This window comes from Ruegeria sp. CE9, assembly GCF_056537425.1.
This window is the reverse complement of sequence record NZ_JBQFRO010000008.1, coordinates 1-18,452: the sequence shown is the minus strand read 5'-3', so window position 1 is coordinate 18,452 and position 18,452 is coordinate 1. Positions and strand designations below refer to the sequence as shown.

The 18,452-nt window shown below is 55.6% G+C and carries 13 protein-coding genes and 1 tRNA gene; 9 read left to right on the top strand and 5 right to left on the bottom strand.

The annotated features are described in order from the left end of the window. The first annotated feature begins 29 nt into the window (after positions 1-29). Entirely contained in the window at positions 30-1,028 is a 999-nt protein-coding gene (locus ACR0B3_RS15285; protein WP_480809848.1) for a LacI family DNA-binding transcriptional regulator, read from the top strand. 2 nt (positions 1,029-1,030) lie between these two features. Here ACR0B3_RS15285 and ACR0B3_RS15280 read toward each other — a convergent pair whose 3' ends face one another. The 3 genes from ACR0B3_RS15280 to ACR0B3_RS15270 are packed head-to-tail and all read right to left on the bottom strand — an operon-like array spanning position 1,031 to position 4,194. Next, on the bottom strand, positions 1,031-2,164 hold the full coding sequence (locus ACR0B3_RS15280; RefSeq protein WP_480809847.1) for a Gfo/Idh/MocA family protein: 1,134 nt from the start codon (positions 2,162-2,164) through the stop codon (positions 1,031-1,033). 13 nt (positions 2,165-2,177) lie between these two features. Continuing rightward, positions 2,178-3,071 (bottom strand): TIM barrel protein, encoded by an 894-nt coding sequence (locus tag ACR0B3_RS15275; protein WP_480809846.1) that lies wholly within the window; start codon positions 3,069-3,071, stop codon positions 2,178-2,180. A 19-nt stretch (positions 3,072-3,090) separates the two neighbouring features. Beyond that, a complete protein-coding gene (locus tag ACR0B3_RS15270) occupies positions 3,091-4,194 on the bottom strand; it encodes a Gfo/Idh/MocA family protein (protein WP_480809845.1) in 1,104 nt (367 codons plus the stop codon). Positions 4,195-4,323: 129 nt separating this feature from the next. Between ACR0B3_RS15270 and iolD the strand changes: the two genes are divergently transcribed. From iolD to ACR0B3_RS15230, 8 genes are all read left to right on the top strand, one after another. Beyond that, positions 4,324-6,192, top strand: coding sequence for a 3D-(3,5/4)-trihydroxycyclohexane-1,2-dione acylhydrolase (decyclizing) (gene iolD, locus ACR0B3_RS15265; protein ID WP_480809844.1), 1,869 nt, complete (start codon positions 4,324-4,326; stop codon positions 6,190-6,192). Then, complete coding sequence (locus ACR0B3_RS15260) at positions 6,192-7,031, top strand: phytanoyl-CoA dioxygenase family protein (RefSeq protein ID WP_480809843.1); 840 nt, start codon at positions 6,192-6,194, stop codon at positions 7,029-7,031. Before iolD ends, ACR0B3_RS15260 begins: the two co-directional genes overlap by 1 nt. Further along, a complete protein-coding gene (iolC, locus tag ACR0B3_RS15255) occupies positions 7,028-8,005 on the top strand; it encodes a 5-dehydro-2-deoxygluconokinase (protein WP_480809842.1) in 978 nt (325 codons plus the stop codon). The genes ACR0B3_RS15260 and iolC overlap by 4 nt, the downstream gene beginning before the upstream one ends. Positions 8,006-8,017: 12 nt before the next feature. Continuing rightward, a complete protein-coding gene (locus tag ACR0B3_RS15250) occupies positions 8,018-8,875 on the top strand; it encodes a 5-deoxy-glucuronate isomerase (protein ID WP_480809841.1) in 858 nt (285 codons plus the stop codon). Further along, positions 8,872-9,702, top strand: a complete 831-nt coding sequence (locus tag ACR0B3_RS15245) for a class II fructose-bisphosphate aldolase (protein ID WP_480809840.1) — start codon at positions 8,872-8,874, stop codon at positions 9,700-9,702. Before ACR0B3_RS15250 ends, ACR0B3_RS15245 begins: the two co-directional genes overlap by 4 nt. 1 nt (position 9,703) lies before the next feature. Then, complete coding sequence (gene iolG, locus ACR0B3_RS15240; RefSeq protein WP_480809839.1) at positions 9,704-10,693, top strand: inositol 2-dehydrogenase; 990 nt, start codon at positions 9,704-9,706, stop codon at positions 10,691-10,693. A gap of 1,247 nt (positions 10,694-11,940) precedes the next feature. Beyond that, positions 11,941-13,824, top strand: a complete 1,884-nt coding sequence (locus ACR0B3_RS15235; protein ID WP_480809838.1) for an adenylate/guanylate cyclase domain-containing protein — start codon at positions 11,941-11,943, stop codon at positions 13,822-13,824. A gap of 55 nt (positions 13,825-13,879) precedes the next feature. Further along, positions 13,880-15,226 carry a phosphatase PAP2 family protein gene (locus ACR0B3_RS15230; protein WP_480809837.1) on the top strand — a complete coding sequence of 449 codons (1,347 nt, stop codon included), beginning with the start codon at positions 13,880-13,882 and terminating at the stop codon, positions 15,224-15,226. Here ACR0B3_RS15230 and ACR0B3_RS15225 read toward each other — a convergent pair. Beyond that, a complete protein-coding gene (locus tag ACR0B3_RS15225) occupies positions 15,219-18,056 on the bottom strand; it encodes a hypothetical protein (protein ID WP_480809836.1) in 2,838 nt (945 codons plus the stop codon). The genes ACR0B3_RS15230 and ACR0B3_RS15225 overlap by 8 nt on opposite strands. A gap of 305 nt (positions 18,057-18,361) precedes the next feature. Beyond that, positions 18,362-18,438: transfer RNA gene (locus ACR0B3_RS15220), tRNA-Met, on the bottom strand. Positions 18,439-18,452 lie beyond the last annotated feature (14 nt).

Here is an 18,452-nt window from a genome sequence, read left to right as displayed (position 1 = left end):
CCACAGAATTCAGAAAGGTCGGACGAAATATGGCTGTCACATTGAAAGAGGTTGCAGAACGCGCGGGTGTTTCCCGGTCCGCTGTATCGCGCACTTTCACCGATGGGGCCTCGGTTTCCGACAAAATGCGCCGCAAGGTTGAGAAGGCCGCGCATGAACTGGGATACAGCCCGAACGCGCTGGCCTCTTCACTGACGACCGGGCGGACCAAGCTGATCGGGCTGGTCTCGAACAACTTCCACAACCCGATCTTTCTTGAAGTTTTCGACCTTTTTACCAGGGGCCTGCAGGATCGGGGCCTTCGCCCCTTGCTGGTCAATCTGACGGATGAGATCGACCCGGCCAATTCGGTGCGGATGTTGCGCCAGTATTCAGTGGATGGGGTGGTCGTGGCCTCTTCAACACTGCCACCCGGGTTCTCCAAGGCATTCCGCGATGCAGGTGTGCCGGTAGTTCACAGTTTCGGGCGCTATTCATCTTCACCTCAAGTCCATGTGGTCGGAATCGACAACACCGAATGTGGACGGATGGCGGCGCAACAACTCGTCGCACGCGGTTATGAAAACATTGCGTTTCTGGGCGGGCCCGAGGCCGCTACTTCGACCCAGGACCGGTATTCTGGCTTCATGTCCGAGATGTCGAAGCACCCCAGCATCCGAACATCGTATTCCTTTGCCGACGCCTATTCCTTTGATGCAGGACGCCGCGAAATGTTGCGTTTGCTAAAATCGGAACCCGCGCAGGCGTATTTCTGCGGCGATGACGTGCTGTCGATCGGCGCTTTGTCGGCCGTTCGTGACAGCGGCCTGAAGGTGCCCGAGGATATTGGCCTGATCGGCCTGAACGATATGGAAATGGCGCGGTGGGAAAATATTGACCTCACAACCATCCACCAGCCGATCCGGCAAATCGTCAGCTCCTCGATCGAGTTGATGGTGGCGACTTTGAACGAGCCTGATCGATATCCAGAGGCGCGGATCTTCCCCTGCTCGGTGGTTGAGCGGGGCACATTACGCCCCACCCCCTAGTGTTAACGGAACATTGGCGGACGCGCGTCCATCCACGCGCTGCCCTGTTTTGCGGACTCAACGGCTGTATGGACCGCCGCCATCGACCGCACACCGTCTGCGGCGTTGGGCAACCCGTCGCGGGGTTCGCCAGCAATCGCATCTGCCAAATCACAATAGATATTCGCAACCGCCAGCGGGAACCCTTCGGGATGTGCAATCGCAACGCGGCTTAGGCGCTGAGCCTCTTCGTGCAAACCGCCCTCACCTTTTTCGATGATCTGCATGCGACCGCCAACGGGGGTATAGATCAACTGATTTGGCTGCTCGGACGCCCAGCGCAAGCCACCGGTTTCGCCAAACACCTGAATGTCGAACCCGTGCTGCCGACCGATGGCGACAGACGATGTCCACAGTCTGCCCACTGCGCCTTTTTGCGTTCGGAAATTGACCATGGCGTCATCTTCCAGCTCGCGGCTTCCGATGGTGGAAGCGAAATCTGCAGACAGGGTCTCAACCTCATCATCCGCAATGAACCCAGCCATGTGCATCGCGTGGATGCCACAATCGGCGAACTGCCCGGACACGCCTGCCATCGCCGGATCATAGCGCCAGCGGACTCGGGGATTGTCGGCATCAGTGGCATCTCCATGATGGCCGTGGCTGAAATTGGTAACGACCAGACGGATTTTGCCAATCTCACCAGCGCGCACCATCGCACGGGCCTGCCGCACCATAGGATAGGCGGAATAGCAGTAGTTGACCGCGCAAATCTTCCCGGATTTCTCGGCGACTTTGACGATCTCTTCACCCTCTTCCACGGTCATGGTCATTGGCTTTTCGCACAGCACGTTGAACCCGGCCTCAAGGAAAGCCTTGGTGATCTCGAAATGCGTTGCGTTTGGAGTGGCGACTGTGACCAGATCAATCCGGTCCTCGCGGTTGCGCTCTCCGGCCAGCATCTCGGTCCAGTCGCCATAAGCCCGGTTTGCCGCGATACCCAATCGCTGCGCGTATTCGCGACCAACATCGGGCCTATGATCAAGCGCCCCAGCTGTGAATTCAAAGTGCCCGTCTGCCAGCGCACCCAGCCGGTGCGCGGGTCCGATCTGGCTGCCTTCGCCGCCGCCAATCATGCCCCATCTCAGCTTGGTCATGGTTTGGACCTCCTCAACTGAAACCAATGGATTCAAGGTATTCACGGTTTATTCGCGCATCACCAACCGGGTCGGGGTCAAGCGTCGGGTCGCAATCCTGTTCTACCGTGCACCAGCCGGTGAAACCTGCATCCATCAGCACCTGCCGCACGGTTGGGAAATCAACATCTCCCTCACCCAGATTGCAGAAAATCCCCTGCCCGCAGGCATCGTAGAAGCCCGTTCGGTTGGCGATGACATCCGCCTTTACCGTCGGCGAGATATCTTTGAAGTGCATGTACGAGATCCGGTCGACGTAACGCTGCATGAAATTCACGGGGTCGAAACCGGCATAGGAATGATGGCCTGTGTCAAAGCAGATTTTCAGCAGGTTTTCATCCACTTCATCCAGAAGTCGAATGAGTTCCGGCTCAAAATCCATAAAGCCCGCTGCATGAGCGTGCATCCCAACGGTCAGCCCGTATTCTTCGGACCCGATACGCGCGCTGTCGGCGATACGGTCGCGATAGGCGGTCCATTCTGCCTTGTCCATCTGCTCGGCCTCGTCAACGCGGCCCGCTGTAGGTGCCCGGCGCGGAGAGATTGCGTCGATCAGAACCAGGTGCTGCGCTCCGTGTGCCTTCAACGCGCGCGCGGTGCGGTGGGTGGCGTCCAGCACATCCTCCCAATCGTCGGGGTTGTGATAATTGCGGAACACCACGCCGCCGATCAACTCCAGATCATGCTCGGCCAGCGCATCGGCCAGAGCCGCGGGGTCCTCAGGCATGAAGCCCACGGGACCAAGTTCAATGCCCTTATACCCGGCCTCAGCACATTCGCTGAGGACGGATTTCCAATGCGGATTGCGCGGGTCCTCCGCAAATTCCACGCCCCATGAACAGGGCGCATTGCCAATTCTGATGCTCATCTTGTCTTGTCTCCGATGCTCAGAAATCTTCGATGTTTTTCCAGCTTTCCGCCGCCGCCGATGCCAACGCTGCCGCGACGATCCGGTTGACCTCATGCCCGTCATTGAAGGTTGGCCAAACCGGTTTGCCTGTCTCGATCGCGTGCAGGAAATCACGCGCTTCGATGATGATCTGATCCTGATATCCGGTGCCGTGGCCGGGGCCCTGACAGAAGGGCTCATAGTCCGGGTGGGCCGGACCGGTCAGGATTTTGCGGAACCCGCGCTCGGCCTCCGGGCCCTCCATACGATAAAGCCACAGGGCGTTTTGATCTTCCTGATCGAAGCGGATCGCGCCTTTGGTGCCGTTGATCTCATAGGCGTAACCCATCTTGCGCCCGGTTGCGATGCGGCTGAAATACATCGACCCCATGGCGCCGCTGTCAAACCGCACCATCATTTGGGCGTGGTCGTCATTGTCAACCTCCCCACCGGGTCGCGCTACATGAACGGTTTCAACCTCGGCCATGACGCGCGTGATCGGGCCGATCAGGGCGATTGCGGCGTTGATCATATGTGGTGCCAGATCACCCATCGTACCGTTAGACATACCCGTGGTGCGCCACGTGGCCGGTGCGTACGGGTCGGCATAGAAATCTTCCGTATGTTCACCCCGGAACCAAGTGACATCACCAATCTCTCCATCCGCGATCAGCTGGCGGGCGAATTGTGTGGCAGGCGTACGAATGTAGTTGAAGCCAACCATATTCGGCAGGCCGGACTCAGCGGCAGCGGCCACCATTGCAGCGCCATCTTCCATCGATGCGCCCAGAGGTTTTTCGCATAGTACAGGCTTGCCCAGCGCAAACGCGGCCAACGCAATCTCACGATGGGTCTCCTGAGGTGTTGCAATGACAATGGCCTCGACCTTGGGATCATTCACCAGCACCCGCCAATCATCGGTCGAACGCGCGAAGCCATAAGCCTTGCGGTATCGCTCGGCGCTGTCTGGCAAAGAGGCGCACACCATCTCAAGACGCGGGCGCAACGCGGTGTTGAACACAGCACCGACCGAGGACATCGCCACCGCATGGGCCTTGCCCATATATCCGCCGCCCAGAATGCCAATGCCGATTTCTGCCATTCCGACGCCCTCCTCCGCTTTTTCTTGAAAACCATTTGCAACCGGTTGCAAAACTTGTATCGTGAGAATAGGACTCTCGCAAGCTGCATTCGGCACAGCACCGCAATTTTCCTAAAGGAGCCCGCAGACATGTCCGCGCAACACGACACTGTTTACCTGACAACAGCGCAGGCGATCATTCGCTGGCTGTCGAACCAGTTCATCGAGATCGACGGGCAAGAATATCGCCTATGTGGCGGGGGTTTCGGGATTTTTGGCCATGGCAACGTGACCTGCCTGGGTGAAGCCCTGAACACAGTGCGGGATGAGCTGCCGCTGTATCGTGGGCAGAACGAACAAAGCATGGGATTCGCCGCTTCGGGCTATGCCAAGCAATGGCTACGTCAGCGATTCATGTTCTGCACTGCCAGTGCGGGGCCTGGCACCGCGAATCTGCTGACGGCTGCTGGACTGGCCCATGCCAACCGCCTACCGATGCTGATGCTGTGCGGGGATACCTTCATCACCCGCCTGCCCGATCCTGTTCTACAGCAGATGGAGAATTTCAACGATCCGACCTTCGGCCTGAATGACGCGTTCAAACCGGTCAGCCGCTATTGGGACCGCATCACCCATCCGGCGCAGGTGATTCAGTCTCTGCCCGCCGCCGTTGCGACTATGCTGGATCCCGGCGATTGCGGGCCTGCGTTCCTCGGGTTGCCGCAAGATGTGCAGGGTTGGACCTATGACTACCCGGTGAAGTTCTTCGAGAAAAAAGTGCACCGCATTCGCCGCCAGTCGCCCGATGCGGATGAGATTGCCGATGCGGCAACCGCTCTGGCCGGTGCGAAACGCCCTATGATCATCGCAGGTGGCGGTGTGCAATATTCGCAAGCCGCGGCTGAACTGACCGAATTAGTTGAAAAGCACCAGATTCCGGTGGTCGAAACCATCGCTGGCCGCGCGAATATGCTGGCGACCCATCCGCTGAACATTGGCCCGATCGGCGTCACTGGATCGGACAGTGCCAACGCGATTGCGGAACAGGCCGATGTGATCGTTGCCATTGGAACCCGACTGCAGGATTTCACGACAGGATCATGGACGGCCTTTTCCAAGGACGCCCAGTTCATCTCGATCAACGCCGCGCGACATGATGCGGGCAAGCATATGTCATTGCCGGTTGTCGGGGATGCAAAACTGTCAATACAGGCTCTAACACAGGCGATTGATTACACTGCGCCATCCGATTGGGTATCTCTGGCGAAGGACGAACGGCGTAAATGGGATGCCTATGTGGCCGAGAATGTCGCGTACGGGAATCGTCCGAGTTCTTACGCGCAAGCCATCGGCGTTGTGAACGAGCTTTGCGACCCGCGCGACCGTGTAGTCGCCGCTGCCGGAGGTTTGCCCGCCGAGGTCACTGCCAATTGGCGCACCCTGGATATCGGCACAGTCGATGTCGAGTTTGGCTTTTCCTGCATGGGCTACGAGATCGCAGGCGCTTGGGGCGCGCGCATTGCCCAATCCGAGCGCGAGTCCGAGAAGGACACGATCACTTTTTGCGGTGACGGCTCTTACCTGATGCTGAACTCGGATATCTACTCCTCGGTTCTGAGCCGTAAGAAGCTGATCGTTCTGGTGCTGGACAATGGCGGCTTTGCGGTCATCAACAAGCTGCAGAACAACACCGGCAATGAAAGCTTCAACAACCTGCTGGCAGACTGCCCGACCATCCCCGAAGCCTTTGGCGTTGATTTCGCGGCCCACGCGGCCTCGATGGGGGCGACCAGCGAAAAGGTCGCAAATCCGGCGGAGCTGGCTGAGGCGTTCGCGCGCGCCAAGGCCAGCGACAAGACTTATGTGATCGTGATGGATGTGGACGCCTACGAAGGCTGGACCACCGAAGGCCATACGTGGTGGGAGGTTGGCACACCCCACACCTCTGCCGACGAGAAGGTCCGCGATGCGCATGTCGAGTGGGAAACCACTCGTGAAAAGCAGCGTAAGGGCATCTGATGAAACGGTTCACCGCAGAAACCGCTGATCCTGACGTTATCGTCGATGAACTGCTGAATGGCGGCGGAGCCGTTGCCATCTCGGGCCTCTTCTCGCCCGAGGAGATCGCCGAGGCGCGCGCCATCATCATGGAGCATTCCGAAGAAGCGGCCGAGAAGGTGACGCATTTTCAAGGTGCTGCCGAGGAAGACGGTAAATTGAACCTGCAGCGGAGGGTCTGGAACCTGCTGGCGAAGGGCGATGTGTTTTCCCGCATGGCCGCGCATCCGGTTCTGATGAAAGTCTTACGCAAGTTTCTTGGGACCGAGTTCATCATGGGCTCGATCGCCGCCAACCGCCTGCTGCCGGGTGGCCCCGGGCAAGAGCCACATGTCGATTATCCCTATTGGGATTTTCACAGCCCCGAAACACATCCTGTGGGTCTGAACGGATCCTTTCCGATGAATGCACAGGTCTCGATCCTGCTGGACCCGTTCACCGAGGAAAGCGGCGCGACCGGCTATGTTCCGGGGTCGCAAAAAGAGCTGCGGTATCCCACACCCGAAGACAATTTCTACGACAAATGCGAACGCATGACGGGCGAGCCCGGCGATGTCGCCTTGTTTTATGGCGTGACCTGGCATTGCGCGATGCCGAACAATGCAGATCACGACCGCAGCGCGATTCTGATCCAATACCTGCCCAAATGGGTCAAACCGATGGAAGACATGCCTGCAGCCTTGCCTCAGGAATTTATTGATCAGGCCAGCTCCGACCTGCGGCAATTGCTGGGTCTGAACTATCCCTACCCCGAGGTTTTGGACGCTGCACGGGCAGGCAATACCGAGGGGCGCAAGTGACACTCATCGAAGGCATAAAAGGCAACCGCTTTGCTGTTTTTGGTCGGGCAGGCATGGACATGTTTGCCGATCCGGTCGGGACGAAAAGCGAGGATGCACAAGTGTTTCGCGCCGATCTGGGCGGGTCGAGCGCCAATATCTGCGCCGGACTGGTAAAACTCGGGTCACAAGCGGCGCTGGTCACCTCGGTCTCTGATGATGCTGTGGGGCGGTTCTGCGTGAACCGGCTGCGGGATTATGGCGTGGAGACACGGTATATCCGCGCTGTGGGGGGTGAAGCGCGAACCTCTCTGGCCGTCTATGAAAGCTGCATCGAGGATTTTCAGAACGTTATCTACCGCAATGGCGCTGCCGATTTTCAAGTGACCGAGGCGGATATGGACGCGGTCGATTTCAGCGCGTTCTCGGGCCTGATAACGGCGGGTACGGTGTTTGCAGCCGAGCCTTCCCGCTCGGCCACGTTCCGCGCGTTTGAAAACGCACGCGCCGCCGGGTTGCCGGTGATCTTTGACATCGATTATCGGCCCTATAGCTGGCCGTCGCCCGAAGTCGCCTCAGAAGTCTTGACCCGCGCGGGCCACGAAAGCGATCTGATCGTCGGCAATGACGAAGAATTCGGCTTTATGGCTGGGGGAATCGACAAGGGTTTGGACAAAGCCCGCGAACTTGCCGCCAACGGCAAAATGGTGATCTACAAGATGGGCCACGAAGGGGCCATCACATTAACCGAGGGGCAAGAAATTCGCACCGGCATCTACCCGGTGACCGCCGTAAAGCCCAATGGCGCAGGCGACAGTTTCCTGGCTGGTCTCTTGGCCTCGATCGCTGCAGGGCATGACCTGCGCGATGCAGTGCTGCGCGGCTCGGCCTGCGCGTCGATCGTCGTGTCGAAACCCGGTTGCGCCGGAGCCATGCCAACGACCCCTCAGCTTGACGATTTTCTGGCTCGGCACCCGGGCCCAACGGATACCTGAAAGGAGACGCAGATGCATATCGCGCCCCATGACAACCAGAACAAACCCATCGTTGATGCCGAACATGATCTGGTGCCGCTAAACTATTTCAACATCGTCAAACTGAAAAAGGGCGAAGTGTTCGAATATGCCGTGCCGGGGTACGAGACCTGCATTGTTCCCGCCACCGGAACTGTGGATGTAGACGTGGATGGCGCCGAGTTCACCAATCTCGGCAACCGCACCATTGATGTCTGGGATGGCGACCCCGAAGGCGTTTACGTTCCGGTTGGAGCCAAGGTTCGCATCACCTGCGTGACGGACGAAACCGAAACCTTCATTGCAGGTGCAAAGTTCGACCGTGTGCTGGAACCCTTCGACGTTCGCGTACCCGAGCTTGACCTAGTGCAGTATGGCTCGGACGACACCAAGACCCATCGCAAGATCAAGCACATCCTGGGTGCAAATCACCATGACAAAGTCGGGCGTCTATTGGTGTCCGAGCTGTTCACGGTCGGTCAGGGCGGCTGGTCCGGGTTCCCCAGCCACAAGCACGACACTGATCGCAACGGTGACGATGGCGAGATGATCGAGACCCGCCATGACGAAACCTACAATTTCCGCTTCCGGCCCAATTACGGCTCAGGCATCCAGATGCTGCAACGCGAGGATAACAAACCGGGCGACGCCTATCACATCATGGATGGCTCAACGATTATGATCGACAAGGGCTATCACCCCTGTGCCGTGCTGCCCGGGTACGAGATGTACTATTTCACCATTCTCGGTGGTCTCAGCCAACGCTCGCTGAAGCAGTATTTCCAGCCGACCCATGCAGATCAGCTGCATACGATCCCCGGCATCATGGATATGGTGGCCAAGTTCAAATGAGCCTTGTGACATTATCGGACGTGCTGCAGCCGGCGCTGCGCGACGGCTACGCCGTGGCCGGGCTGGTGACGCTGGGCTGGGAGGATATGCGCGCCTATGTGGCCGCCGCCGAAGCCGAAGACGTGCCCATCATCCTGCAAGCCGGCCCATCCTGTCGCGAACACACGCCGCTGCCGATTCTGGGCAAGATGTTCCGCCATCTGGCCGAGGGGGCCAGCGTTCCGGTCGTGGCCCATCTGGACCATGGCTACACCCATGAAGACTGCCGCATCGCCATCGACAGCGGTTTCACATCGGTCATGTTCGACGGCTCGCGAAAGCCTTTGGCGCAGAACATCGCCGAGACCGCAGCGATTGCCGAAATGGCCCATTCTGCCGGTGTCTCTTGCGAAGGAGAAATCGGTTTTGTTGGCTATTCCGGCGGCGAAGGTTCGGACGGAACCGATCCGGATGAGGCCGCGCAATTCGCCCGGGAAACCGGCGTCGACGCGATGGCGATCTCGGTCGGCAATGTCCATCTGCAACAGAACAAAGAAGGCGGCCTGGACGAGGCCCGCATCCGCGCCATCGAAGCTGTGACCGAGATACCTCTGGTGATCCACGGCGGTTCGGGCGTACCCGTCGCGCAGCGTACTGCTCTGGCGCGCGGATCGAAGATCTGCAAATTCAACATCGGAACCGAACTGCGGATGGCCTTTGGGAATGCCCTGCGAACGGCCGTGAATGCCGATCCGGACAGGTTCGACCGCGTTCAAATACTGAAAGATACACACGAGCCGGTGGTCGAGGCGACCCGCCGGGTTCTACAAGCCTTCAAAGGGGCATGAGATGCTGAATATCGGATTACTGGGCTGTGGTCGCATTGGCCAGGTCCATGCACGGTCCATCGGGCAAATCGACGGCGCACGTGTCGCAGCCGTGGCGGACGCCTTCGAAGAGCCCGCGCAGATGCTGGCCGCCAAAACGGGCGCGATGGTTCTGTCGGCAGAAGAAATGATCGACAGCGCTGATGTCGACGCGGTGGTCATCGGCACCCCCACCGACACCCATTACGACCTGATCCACAAAGCGGCCAAGGCAGGCAAAGCGATCTTTTGCGAGAAACCGGTTGACATGTCCGCCGACCGCATCCGCGACTGCGTCAAAGTGATCGAGGCCACCGGCGTGCCCTTCATGACGGCCTTCAACCGCCGTTTCGATCCCAGCTTTGCCAACATCCAGTCCCGCATTGCGGCAGGCGAGATCGGCGCGGTCGAGATTGTCACCATCCTGTCCCGCGACCCCTCGCCGCCACCCATCAGCTATATCGAAAGCTCGGGCGGGTTGTTCCGCGATATGATGATCCACGATCTGGATATGGCGCGGTTCTTGCTGGGCGAAGAACCGGTCAGCGTCTATGCCGTCGGATCATCGCTGGTCGATCCCGAGATCGGCAAGGCCGGAGACGTCGACACAGCAGCCGTCACCCTGACCACCGCCAGCGGCAAGATCTGCCAGATCTCCAACTCGCGCCGCGCCAGCTACGGCTATGATCAGCGCATCGAGGTGCATGGTGAAAAGGGCATGTTGCGGGCTGAAAACATGCTGGAAAATGTGGTTGAAGTCGCGACTCCTTCGGGTTTTCGCAAAGCGCCCGCGCAGCATTTCTTTCTTGAACGTTATGAGGGCGCCTATCAGGCCGAGATGGCCCACTTCGTTGCCGCCGTGTCCGGATCAGAACAGCTTGCACCCAGTATCATCGATGGGCTGCGCGCGCAGGTTCTGGCCGATGCAGCAGATGCATCCTTGAAACAAGGCGCTGCTATCAGCCTCATATAATGCTTTGGGAAATTGAATGAGGGTCAAGGTACGACGCGCCAAACTCGTACCCCCTCAAGAAATCATCAGACATCTTCTAGGCGCGCCGCTCGTTTTCAATAAATGCATCACGTGTCCGGAATATGTCGGAAAGATTAAATTCCGACTACGGGGAACCCCCAATATGCGCGTTGGTCGGGATCGTTTAGCTTGTATTCAACGGGCCACTTTCACTGATCCGTTATTCCCCCTACAGAGGGGTTGGTCTTGACCCCCTCACCAACCCCTCTGCCAGGTGGAACCATACCTTCAAGGCATCGACCTATGTTGTGTAGAACGAAACTACCTCAGGGCCGTTTCACTAAGCACGGGGCCAGTACACTAAATAGTCAGCAGCACGAATCTAGTAAGGTTTTTCTAATTATTACAACTGCTTAGAAGAATGATTATCGACTTACATTCTAACAAAAACTGCAAGGGCGTAACACGTTGCAGCTAGCTCTGTTGGCGTTACCCTAGGTATCAAATTGCCGAGACGAGCGCGCTTACAGCACCAGCAAATCCCGCAACTGCCACAGCGCTGGCCAAAACGACGCAAACGATTTCCAATGCACTGAGTTTCATTTTGATCCTCACCGATTTGCTTTGCTCGACATAGATCAAGATTGATAGTGCTGAAAGTGCGCGCGCGTTTACTTAGCGGAAACTTGCTCTCGCGGAAGCGCTAGATTGCTTAAACATCATTTTCAATGTGCTTTCGAAGCCAACATAGTCAGAAATACGGCTTGACCTGTTGCTCAACTGCATCGCCAAATTCTCGTCGTTTATTCGCTTGCGCTTGGCTATCGGTAATCACCTACTATTGAGATGTGCTGAGCCCGTGGTCCACTGTGTTGTTCTTCGCTGATTAATTGCTCCGCTGCGATGGTACCTCTCCGGTCTCTGCCTTTCGCTTGATACTTAACTGCGCCAAGCATGCAACCTTGTTGTCAGCTATGGCTTGGCGCTGGTTTCAGGAGGGCGCAACGACCTTTGCTGAAACTAGCAGCAATGTCTGGTTCGGGGCATCCAATCCCAGAATCAGCGGCCACTTGCATTCGCGGCAGCACCCTGGTCAACGCGGATCGCACTGCCATGGCGCGTATAGTTGAGGCTATCCTCCACCCTAGGCTGATTGATCTCATGACTGAACACGAAGTCGGACAAGCCGAAATGTTCAGTGATAGAACCATTTCGCTCATATCAGAGGCGCTTGAGGACTCTCATCATTGGATGAGGCAATAGACCGAAGACAATCCAACCGTTACTCTGCTTTCAGGTTAACATCCCCAAACAGAGAACAGGATTCTTCAGAAAGACCTTTAATGGCGAATGAAAACGAAACTCCAGTTTCTGAAACGCGCAGGCTTGCAGTTGTCGCGTTCGCAGATGTTGCCGGTTTTTCCCGCCTAATGGCAGAAGACGATGTTTGGACAAGCAACCAGTGGAAATCGCTCAGAGAAGAGTTGCTGCTGCCATTGCTTAAGCAATATGATGGCCGATTGGTCGAAACTGTCGGAGACGCGATCCTCGTTGAATTCAGCAGTGTGGTTGCTGCCTTGAAATGGGCTGTCGACGCTCAGAAGAAACCACATCCAGAAGCGCAAAGGGGCACACGTGAAAATCTGCAACTAAGGATTGCAGTAAATGTCGAAGATGTTTTGGTGAGCCACGGAAACATATTGGGTGACGGCGTCAACATTGCCTCACGTATTCATGACGCTGCAGCGCCGGGTCAAATTGTTGCGACAGGGCTGGTTCGAGAGCTGGCAGGCAGTAAGATCAACGTCCGCTTCAGAGATATTGGGACGCCACGGCTAAAAAACATCAATCGAATTATTCACTTGTTTCAGGTCGTGCCATTGGAATCTTCTTCCTCAGAAAGCGCGAGCCTGCACCAACCTTTCATTGAATGGACATCGCGACCTACAGTGGCCGTCTTGCCGTTTCGCGCGTCTTCTGGACATGAAATGGAAGAGTATTTTGGATCAGGGATCACCGAAGACATTATCAGCGGCCTATCCCGCAGCCATGCATTTCACGTAATCGCCCGCGCCTCCACATTGCGTTTCGCCAAACGCTCGATTGATCTCCAGGAGATCGCGGCGCAGTTGGGCGTAAACTATGTAATGGATGGAAGCGTACGCCGACAGGGCAATCGGCTTCGGATTACAGCGGAGTTGGTTGATGTTGCCTTGAACCGATCAATCTGGTCCGAGTCGTTCGACGGGACCGCCGAAGATCTATTCGATTTTCAAGACACAATAGTTGCCTCAGTTGTCGGTTCATTCGAGCCCCGTCTGAACGCGCATGGAATTGAACGCGTTCGAAATCGTTCTACCCACAGCCTTGATGCGTATGACTGCGTTCTCAAGGCTGCATCAGAACTATATCGATTCACGGATGAGGGATATCATCAATCCGGAATAGCGCTGCAAAGGGCTATGGAACTGGATCCTACCTATGCCAGGGCCTATGCTTACTCCGCTTGGCGATTGAATTACCTCGTTGGCGAGGAGCGCTCTGACAATCCTGAACGCGACAAACGGCTGGCTGTTGAGCATGCCAGACATTCCATCGCATTGGATCCTGATGATCCTTTCTGCCAAGTGGTCGCTGGGCATCTGACAAGCCTCATTGAGGGTGATCCGCATCAAGCGATGTCGATGTTTGATCTGGCCCTGTCCCTCGATCAGAATAATGCACTCGGCTGGGCGACCAGTGGAGTGACATTGTCGTATTTAGGCCGAAGAGACGAGGCGATACCCCGATTTCAGAATGCATTTAAACTAAGCCCGTTTGATACCTTGAATTTTACTTGGTGGACCGGGGTTGGAATCGCCGAGTTTTCCTCGGGAAATTATGCTGAAGCAATTTCCTGGTTGCAGAAGGCGCGTCAGGTCAACTCTCGCTTTATTGCGACCTTGAGAATTCTGGCGGCCAGTCTTGCAATGAACGGTCAAGAGGAAAGGGCGCGGGCCGTTGGTGCCGAGATTCTAAGGCTCGACAAAGATTTCTCGGTGGATCGGTTTGTTTCGTGGTATCCATTTGTACGTAGAGAAGACAAATTAGCCCTAAAAAGTGGGTTATTTATTGCGGGTTTGCCGCGTTAGAGGACTTTGAGCCGACGAAATCTCAAGTCCATATTATTCGATAGGGGGATTTCCAATGACTTCTAGAAAGGACACAGCCAACGGAATGGGTAGTGGCATGGGTAGTGGCATGGGCATGGGCATGGGTCGCGGCATGGGCATGGGCATGGGTAACGGCATGGGCATGGGCATGGGTAACGGCATGGGCATGGGCATGGGTAACGGCATGGGCATGGGCATGGGGGCGATCCCGGTCGGAGCCGACGGTGGCATCGGCTTTATCCGCAGCTACTATGCTACTCCCATTGAACTGGCGCTATTGCCTTGGTCGCTTAACTTCACACCGGACAATTCCGGTGAAACTCCATTTCCGCTCGAATTCATAATCAATCCCTACCAACCTAATAGTGACCCGCTGGAATGGACGACCGCCGACTGGGATCCGGATTTGCGTTTCTGGACACTTCCGTTTGATCCACAATTGGGTGAGTGGCTGCGCGCCGCTGACCGGAGTGAGCCCGGGACGCTCGCAGCCCTCGAGATCGCTGGGCAATTCGGGAAATGGTTACCGATTTCCCCTGGCCGCATCCCGCCAGGTATCGACCCGATTAAGCTGCGTTGGCTGGAAGCAAACGACCTGAAATGGCAACCCGGAAATACAGCCGCCGAGAATTTGGCCGCGTTCCTTTTTATCAAGGGCGAGTTGGAGAAACTTAAAATCTATATGGAGGACGATCGGTGGAACTATCTTGTGGAAAGCGACGTCCAGGCAGATGGTCTACCGGATTATCTCATTCATTTTCTGGGCATCAATTCGTTTGATCACCCCAATACGCTCGACCTGATAAACGTCGGGCTGGCAATCGGTAACGTGATCTACATGGCTTACAAAGCATATTACAAAAGAGTGCGACCATCGATCCTCCGCCCCGGCCTAACTGTACCGTTCGGCCCACCCGCACATCCGGCATTCCCAAGCGGACATTCATTTCTTGCGCATTTCATTTCGCTTCTTTTGCTTGAAATACCGGGAATTTATTATCGCTACGGTGTGCTGAAAGATAAAGTTTCAATTGATGGTGCGGATATTGTTCCAAGTCCGGAGGATGGGCACCTGCTTCGGAAACCAAGATGGAGTGACTTGCGCGGGACCGCGCCCATAAAGTCACCACTGCTCTCAATTGCGCATCGAATAGCAGTGAACCGAGAACGTATTGGCGTGCACTACCCGACCGACAGTACGGCCAGTCGCCATCTGGCTGCAGGTATTTGGGATGCCCTGTTTGACAGAGCCAACGACACAGACGTCGATGGAAATCCAATAGCGGGTATCGATTGTCCGACGTTGATGACGGTGCTGGAGGCGTCAAAAGTCGAATGGCCTACGCCATGGGACAGTGATCCTGTGCCGGAAGTCATATAAACTGAATAACCCGCAACCCAAGATTGTTGTCATTAGTTACGAGATCGGTCAACGCTCGGGGTGTTTTGGGTAGGTTGCTGGGTGTTGTCCCGACAGCCACCCCAAGGCTTTGCAGCGGATCTGTATTAGCGCGATCGTCTGGACAGGTGATTTCATAAAGTGCCAGACCATATGCTGTGCTACCTTGCGGCCGGTCGGCGTTCACTATCTGCTCAATCTCAGCCAGGGCTTCGCCCTCATCGTTGAACGGCAGAACCCGCCTGTCGCCTGCTCCAATGTCCGGCAAAATGTCTTCCTGTGAAAAGAGCGGAAGCCAGATAATAATGGAGGAAAGGCCCCAATCCTCTTCTGGATTAAATACCACCCCATACCACCGGCGAAGCTTGCAACCCTCAGCAGTGACCGATCCACGATTCCCGAAAATCACCTCATCCGGCATTATCCATTGCGCATCATCACGCCAATCTAGCGAGACCGGACAATAACTGCCTACGCCGTAATTGAACCAACTTCCGTTCACCATCTCTCTAAGCGGGCGAGAATCTTCGACATAGACATCGACGTCAGGCGCTTTGCCCATGCCGTTGTGTGTCTCTTCAAGGTTTTCGACAAACATGCCTTGCGTTTCGAATGACCATCGAACCACTTTGTGGACCATGCCACCTTTCCAACCATCCGGTTGGGGTAGATTGTTTGGTAGGTCCGGGATAGGAGGCATTTCGATCACTCCAGCCTGCAAACGGTCAATTTGCTCAATCGCAAGCTCCAGCATTTCTGCCCTAGATGGCGATTGCCCGAATGATTGAATTGCCCTTACCAACAAGTACATCGTCAGAAAGGAGGCACGTTGGCGCAGGTAAACATCCGGTGCGTCCGCATCCATCGAGTCTCCACCCAGCGCACGATAAAGCCGGAAGAGCGTTGTCGAAAGAATTTGTTCTGTCAAATAACCCTTCAGGTCGTCACAACCAGTTGGCGGCGATTCAATAACAGACCGGTTCAACTCTCCGTACCACGCCCAACCTAACGTGGGGGATCTGTCGTGGCGACGCGTCGAAAACACAAATGGGAATGTGATTCCACGATAGCTTTCAGCGACACCATTTCGCGGGTCAGCCAGCCTGGACTCCGGATCACAAACAATAGCGGCCATTGCGTCACCGGCGCTGTGCGCAAAATCAAACTCAAGCTTCCCAAGACGCGCAGCCAACAAATAATGCCCAAACTCATGAAGCATCCAGCGCTTGTCAGTCGCGAGGCCGAGGGGTTGCGCCCAGGTACGCTCTCCGTCGCTGTTCAATGGCCGGTCCCAACGCGTTAGTTCCGCCAGAGCGAGGTTCATTCGAATTGTCGGCAGCGTCGCAGCATCAGATTTGCAGTCATAAGCGACCTGTGCGTTCACCGTTCGCCCATCTTTGCCAGGTCCCGGAGCAATACCGTACCGATAAAAGATCTGGATGTCCCTTTCTGCCCGAACAACGAAATCGTCCAAGATAATTCCAAACGATCTCAACAATTCGAAAAATTCAACGCAGTTAACGTAGGCAAGTAACGCTGAATACTCATTACTTCGAAGTAGAATCTCCTTGTTCGCAGATAGTCTCAAAACTTTGGTCGGTCCGGGATTGCCAAGTCCATCCTGGTCTCCCGGAACAAAATCTGGACATCGGCGAACACGAAACCCCATATCTTCCAGCGTCAATTCAACTCCGTTCGTCAGTTTCCCCAACTCTCTGAAGCGATTGAGGAAATCATCTGTACGAGTGGGTCGCCTTCGATCCCAATCGTAAGGCAATGCGGGATTTGTAGGATCAAAAGGTAGTTTCGAAGCAGGCGGAACTTGAGTCCAAAATTTTGCTTCGCCCTCACCTATATGGGTGATCAGTGGGCAGGATTCAGTGGATAACAATTCGAAGTGGAATTGTCGCTGTTGCGCACCGCCAATTGGTATCGCCTTGATCTTGTTGGTCACCGAATAGCTCAAGCGATTTGGAAATCGCTCGATTGACCCAAGCGCTTTCGAAACTGTTTCGATCACAACCGGTTCTTCCAGAAAATCCGGGTCAACATCGGACAAGACAAAGATTTGCTCTAGATCAATGGATCTCGGTTCAACGGAAGCCGCGGCCCCAATTTGATTCAAGATATCAGATGGGTAGTTTACCAAATCATTAGTAAGCGCCCCAAGTTCGATCTGGCGTTCCTCTCGAGACGGAAAAGCAGCCTTGGCATCCACGGTCGACCAACTCTGATGCGATACAACCGGGTATTCTGCTGTGAACGAGCGAATGATGACACGGAGTTTACCGCCATCAGTTTTCTCAACCAGCATAGGAACGCTGACACCGATTGAGAATTCGGCAGGTTCCCCCTGATCATTTATGAACTCCGTCGCCACCATGACAATTGTTGCTGGCAAACCGTGGAGTTCATTACGAGACAGGTTCCAAGACGCAATTTGAGGTGGGTTGTCATTCGAACCACTATCAACCGGAGGCCAGATATCCAGCCAGTGTACCAAGTCCCAGCTTCCAGCGTTGGCGTTGTCATTGAACTGATTTCCGCCCCAGCCTTCAGGCCAATTCAACGATTGCCCATGACTTGTTAGATAATCTTCAACTTTATCCAAATAGTCCGAAGCAATAGCTCCAAGTGTTTCCCGATCAGTCTCTTCATCCGTTGCGATGGCGATATACGGCGCATCGGAATGCGATATTAGTCGTGAGCGCCGTTGCGAATTTGGATACTCGCGCTCAAATCTTAGCCACGGTGGTGGCCAACTGCCTGAGTTGTAAGGTTCCGGCGGCCAATTTGGAAAATCAATAGACAAAACTATGCTCCCTTTCCTTCAGAAACAGGTTGGATCGAGATGGGGCACGCACATCTAAAGTAGCCGAAATTTTGAGTTTCCGATAGTAAGTTGGCCAATGGGCTGGCTCGGAAATCCGACGAGCACCACCAGAAGTTTATGGTTCCAACTCAACACCGCAACGCGGTAGACAGCTGCTGCTCTCATTTGAAGTCGGTGATTAGGGATTAAAATTTTGTTGCTCGCAGTGATGCTTCTGCTGAGTTGACTACGTTAAACCATTGATCCAGTGGACTGTTTGTAGATCGAACGTTTTGTTTGGGATTTGGTTGCGGGAGTAGGATTTGAACCTACGACCTTCAGGTTATGAGCCTGACGAGCTACCGGGCTGCTCCATCCCGCGACACTTAGCGTTGG

Coding starts and splice junctions, on each gene's coding strand:
- ACR0B3_RS15285 (WP_480809848.1), top strand. CDS start 30: ATGGCTGTCACATTGAAAGAGGTTGCAGAACGCGCGGGTGTTTCCCGG.
- ACR0B3_RS15280 (WP_480809847.1), bottom strand. CDS start 2,164: ATGACCAAGCTGAGATGGGGCATGATTGGCGGCGGCGAAGGCAGCCAG.
- ACR0B3_RS15275 (WP_480809846.1), bottom strand. CDS start 3,071: ATGAGCATCAGAATTGGCAATGCGCCCTGTTCATGGGGCGTGGAATTT.
- ACR0B3_RS15270 (WP_480809845.1), bottom strand. CDS start 4,194: ATGGCAGAAATCGGCATTGGCATTCTGGGCGGCGGATATATGGGCAAG.
- iolD (WP_480809844.1), top strand. CDS start 4,324: ATGTCCGCGCAACACGACACTGTTTACCTGACAACAGCGCAGGCGATC.
- ACR0B3_RS15260 (WP_480809843.1), top strand. CDS start 6,192: ATGAAACGGTTCACCGCAGAAACCGCTGATCCTGACGTTATCGTCGAT.
- ACR0B3_RS15250 (WP_480809841.1), top strand. CDS start 8,018: ATGCATATCGCGCCCCATGACAACCAGAACAAACCCATCGTTGATGCC.
- ACR0B3_RS15245 (WP_480809840.1), top strand. CDS start 8,872: ATGAGCCTTGTGACATTATCGGACGTGCTGCAGCCGGCGCTGCGCGAC.
- iolG (WP_480809839.1), top strand. CDS start 9,704: ATGCTGAATATCGGATTACTGGGCTGTGGTCGCATTGGCCAGGTCCAT.
- ACR0B3_RS15230 (WP_480809837.1), top strand. CDS start 13,880: ATGACTTCTAGAAAGGACACAGCCAACGGAATGGGTAGTGGCATGGGT.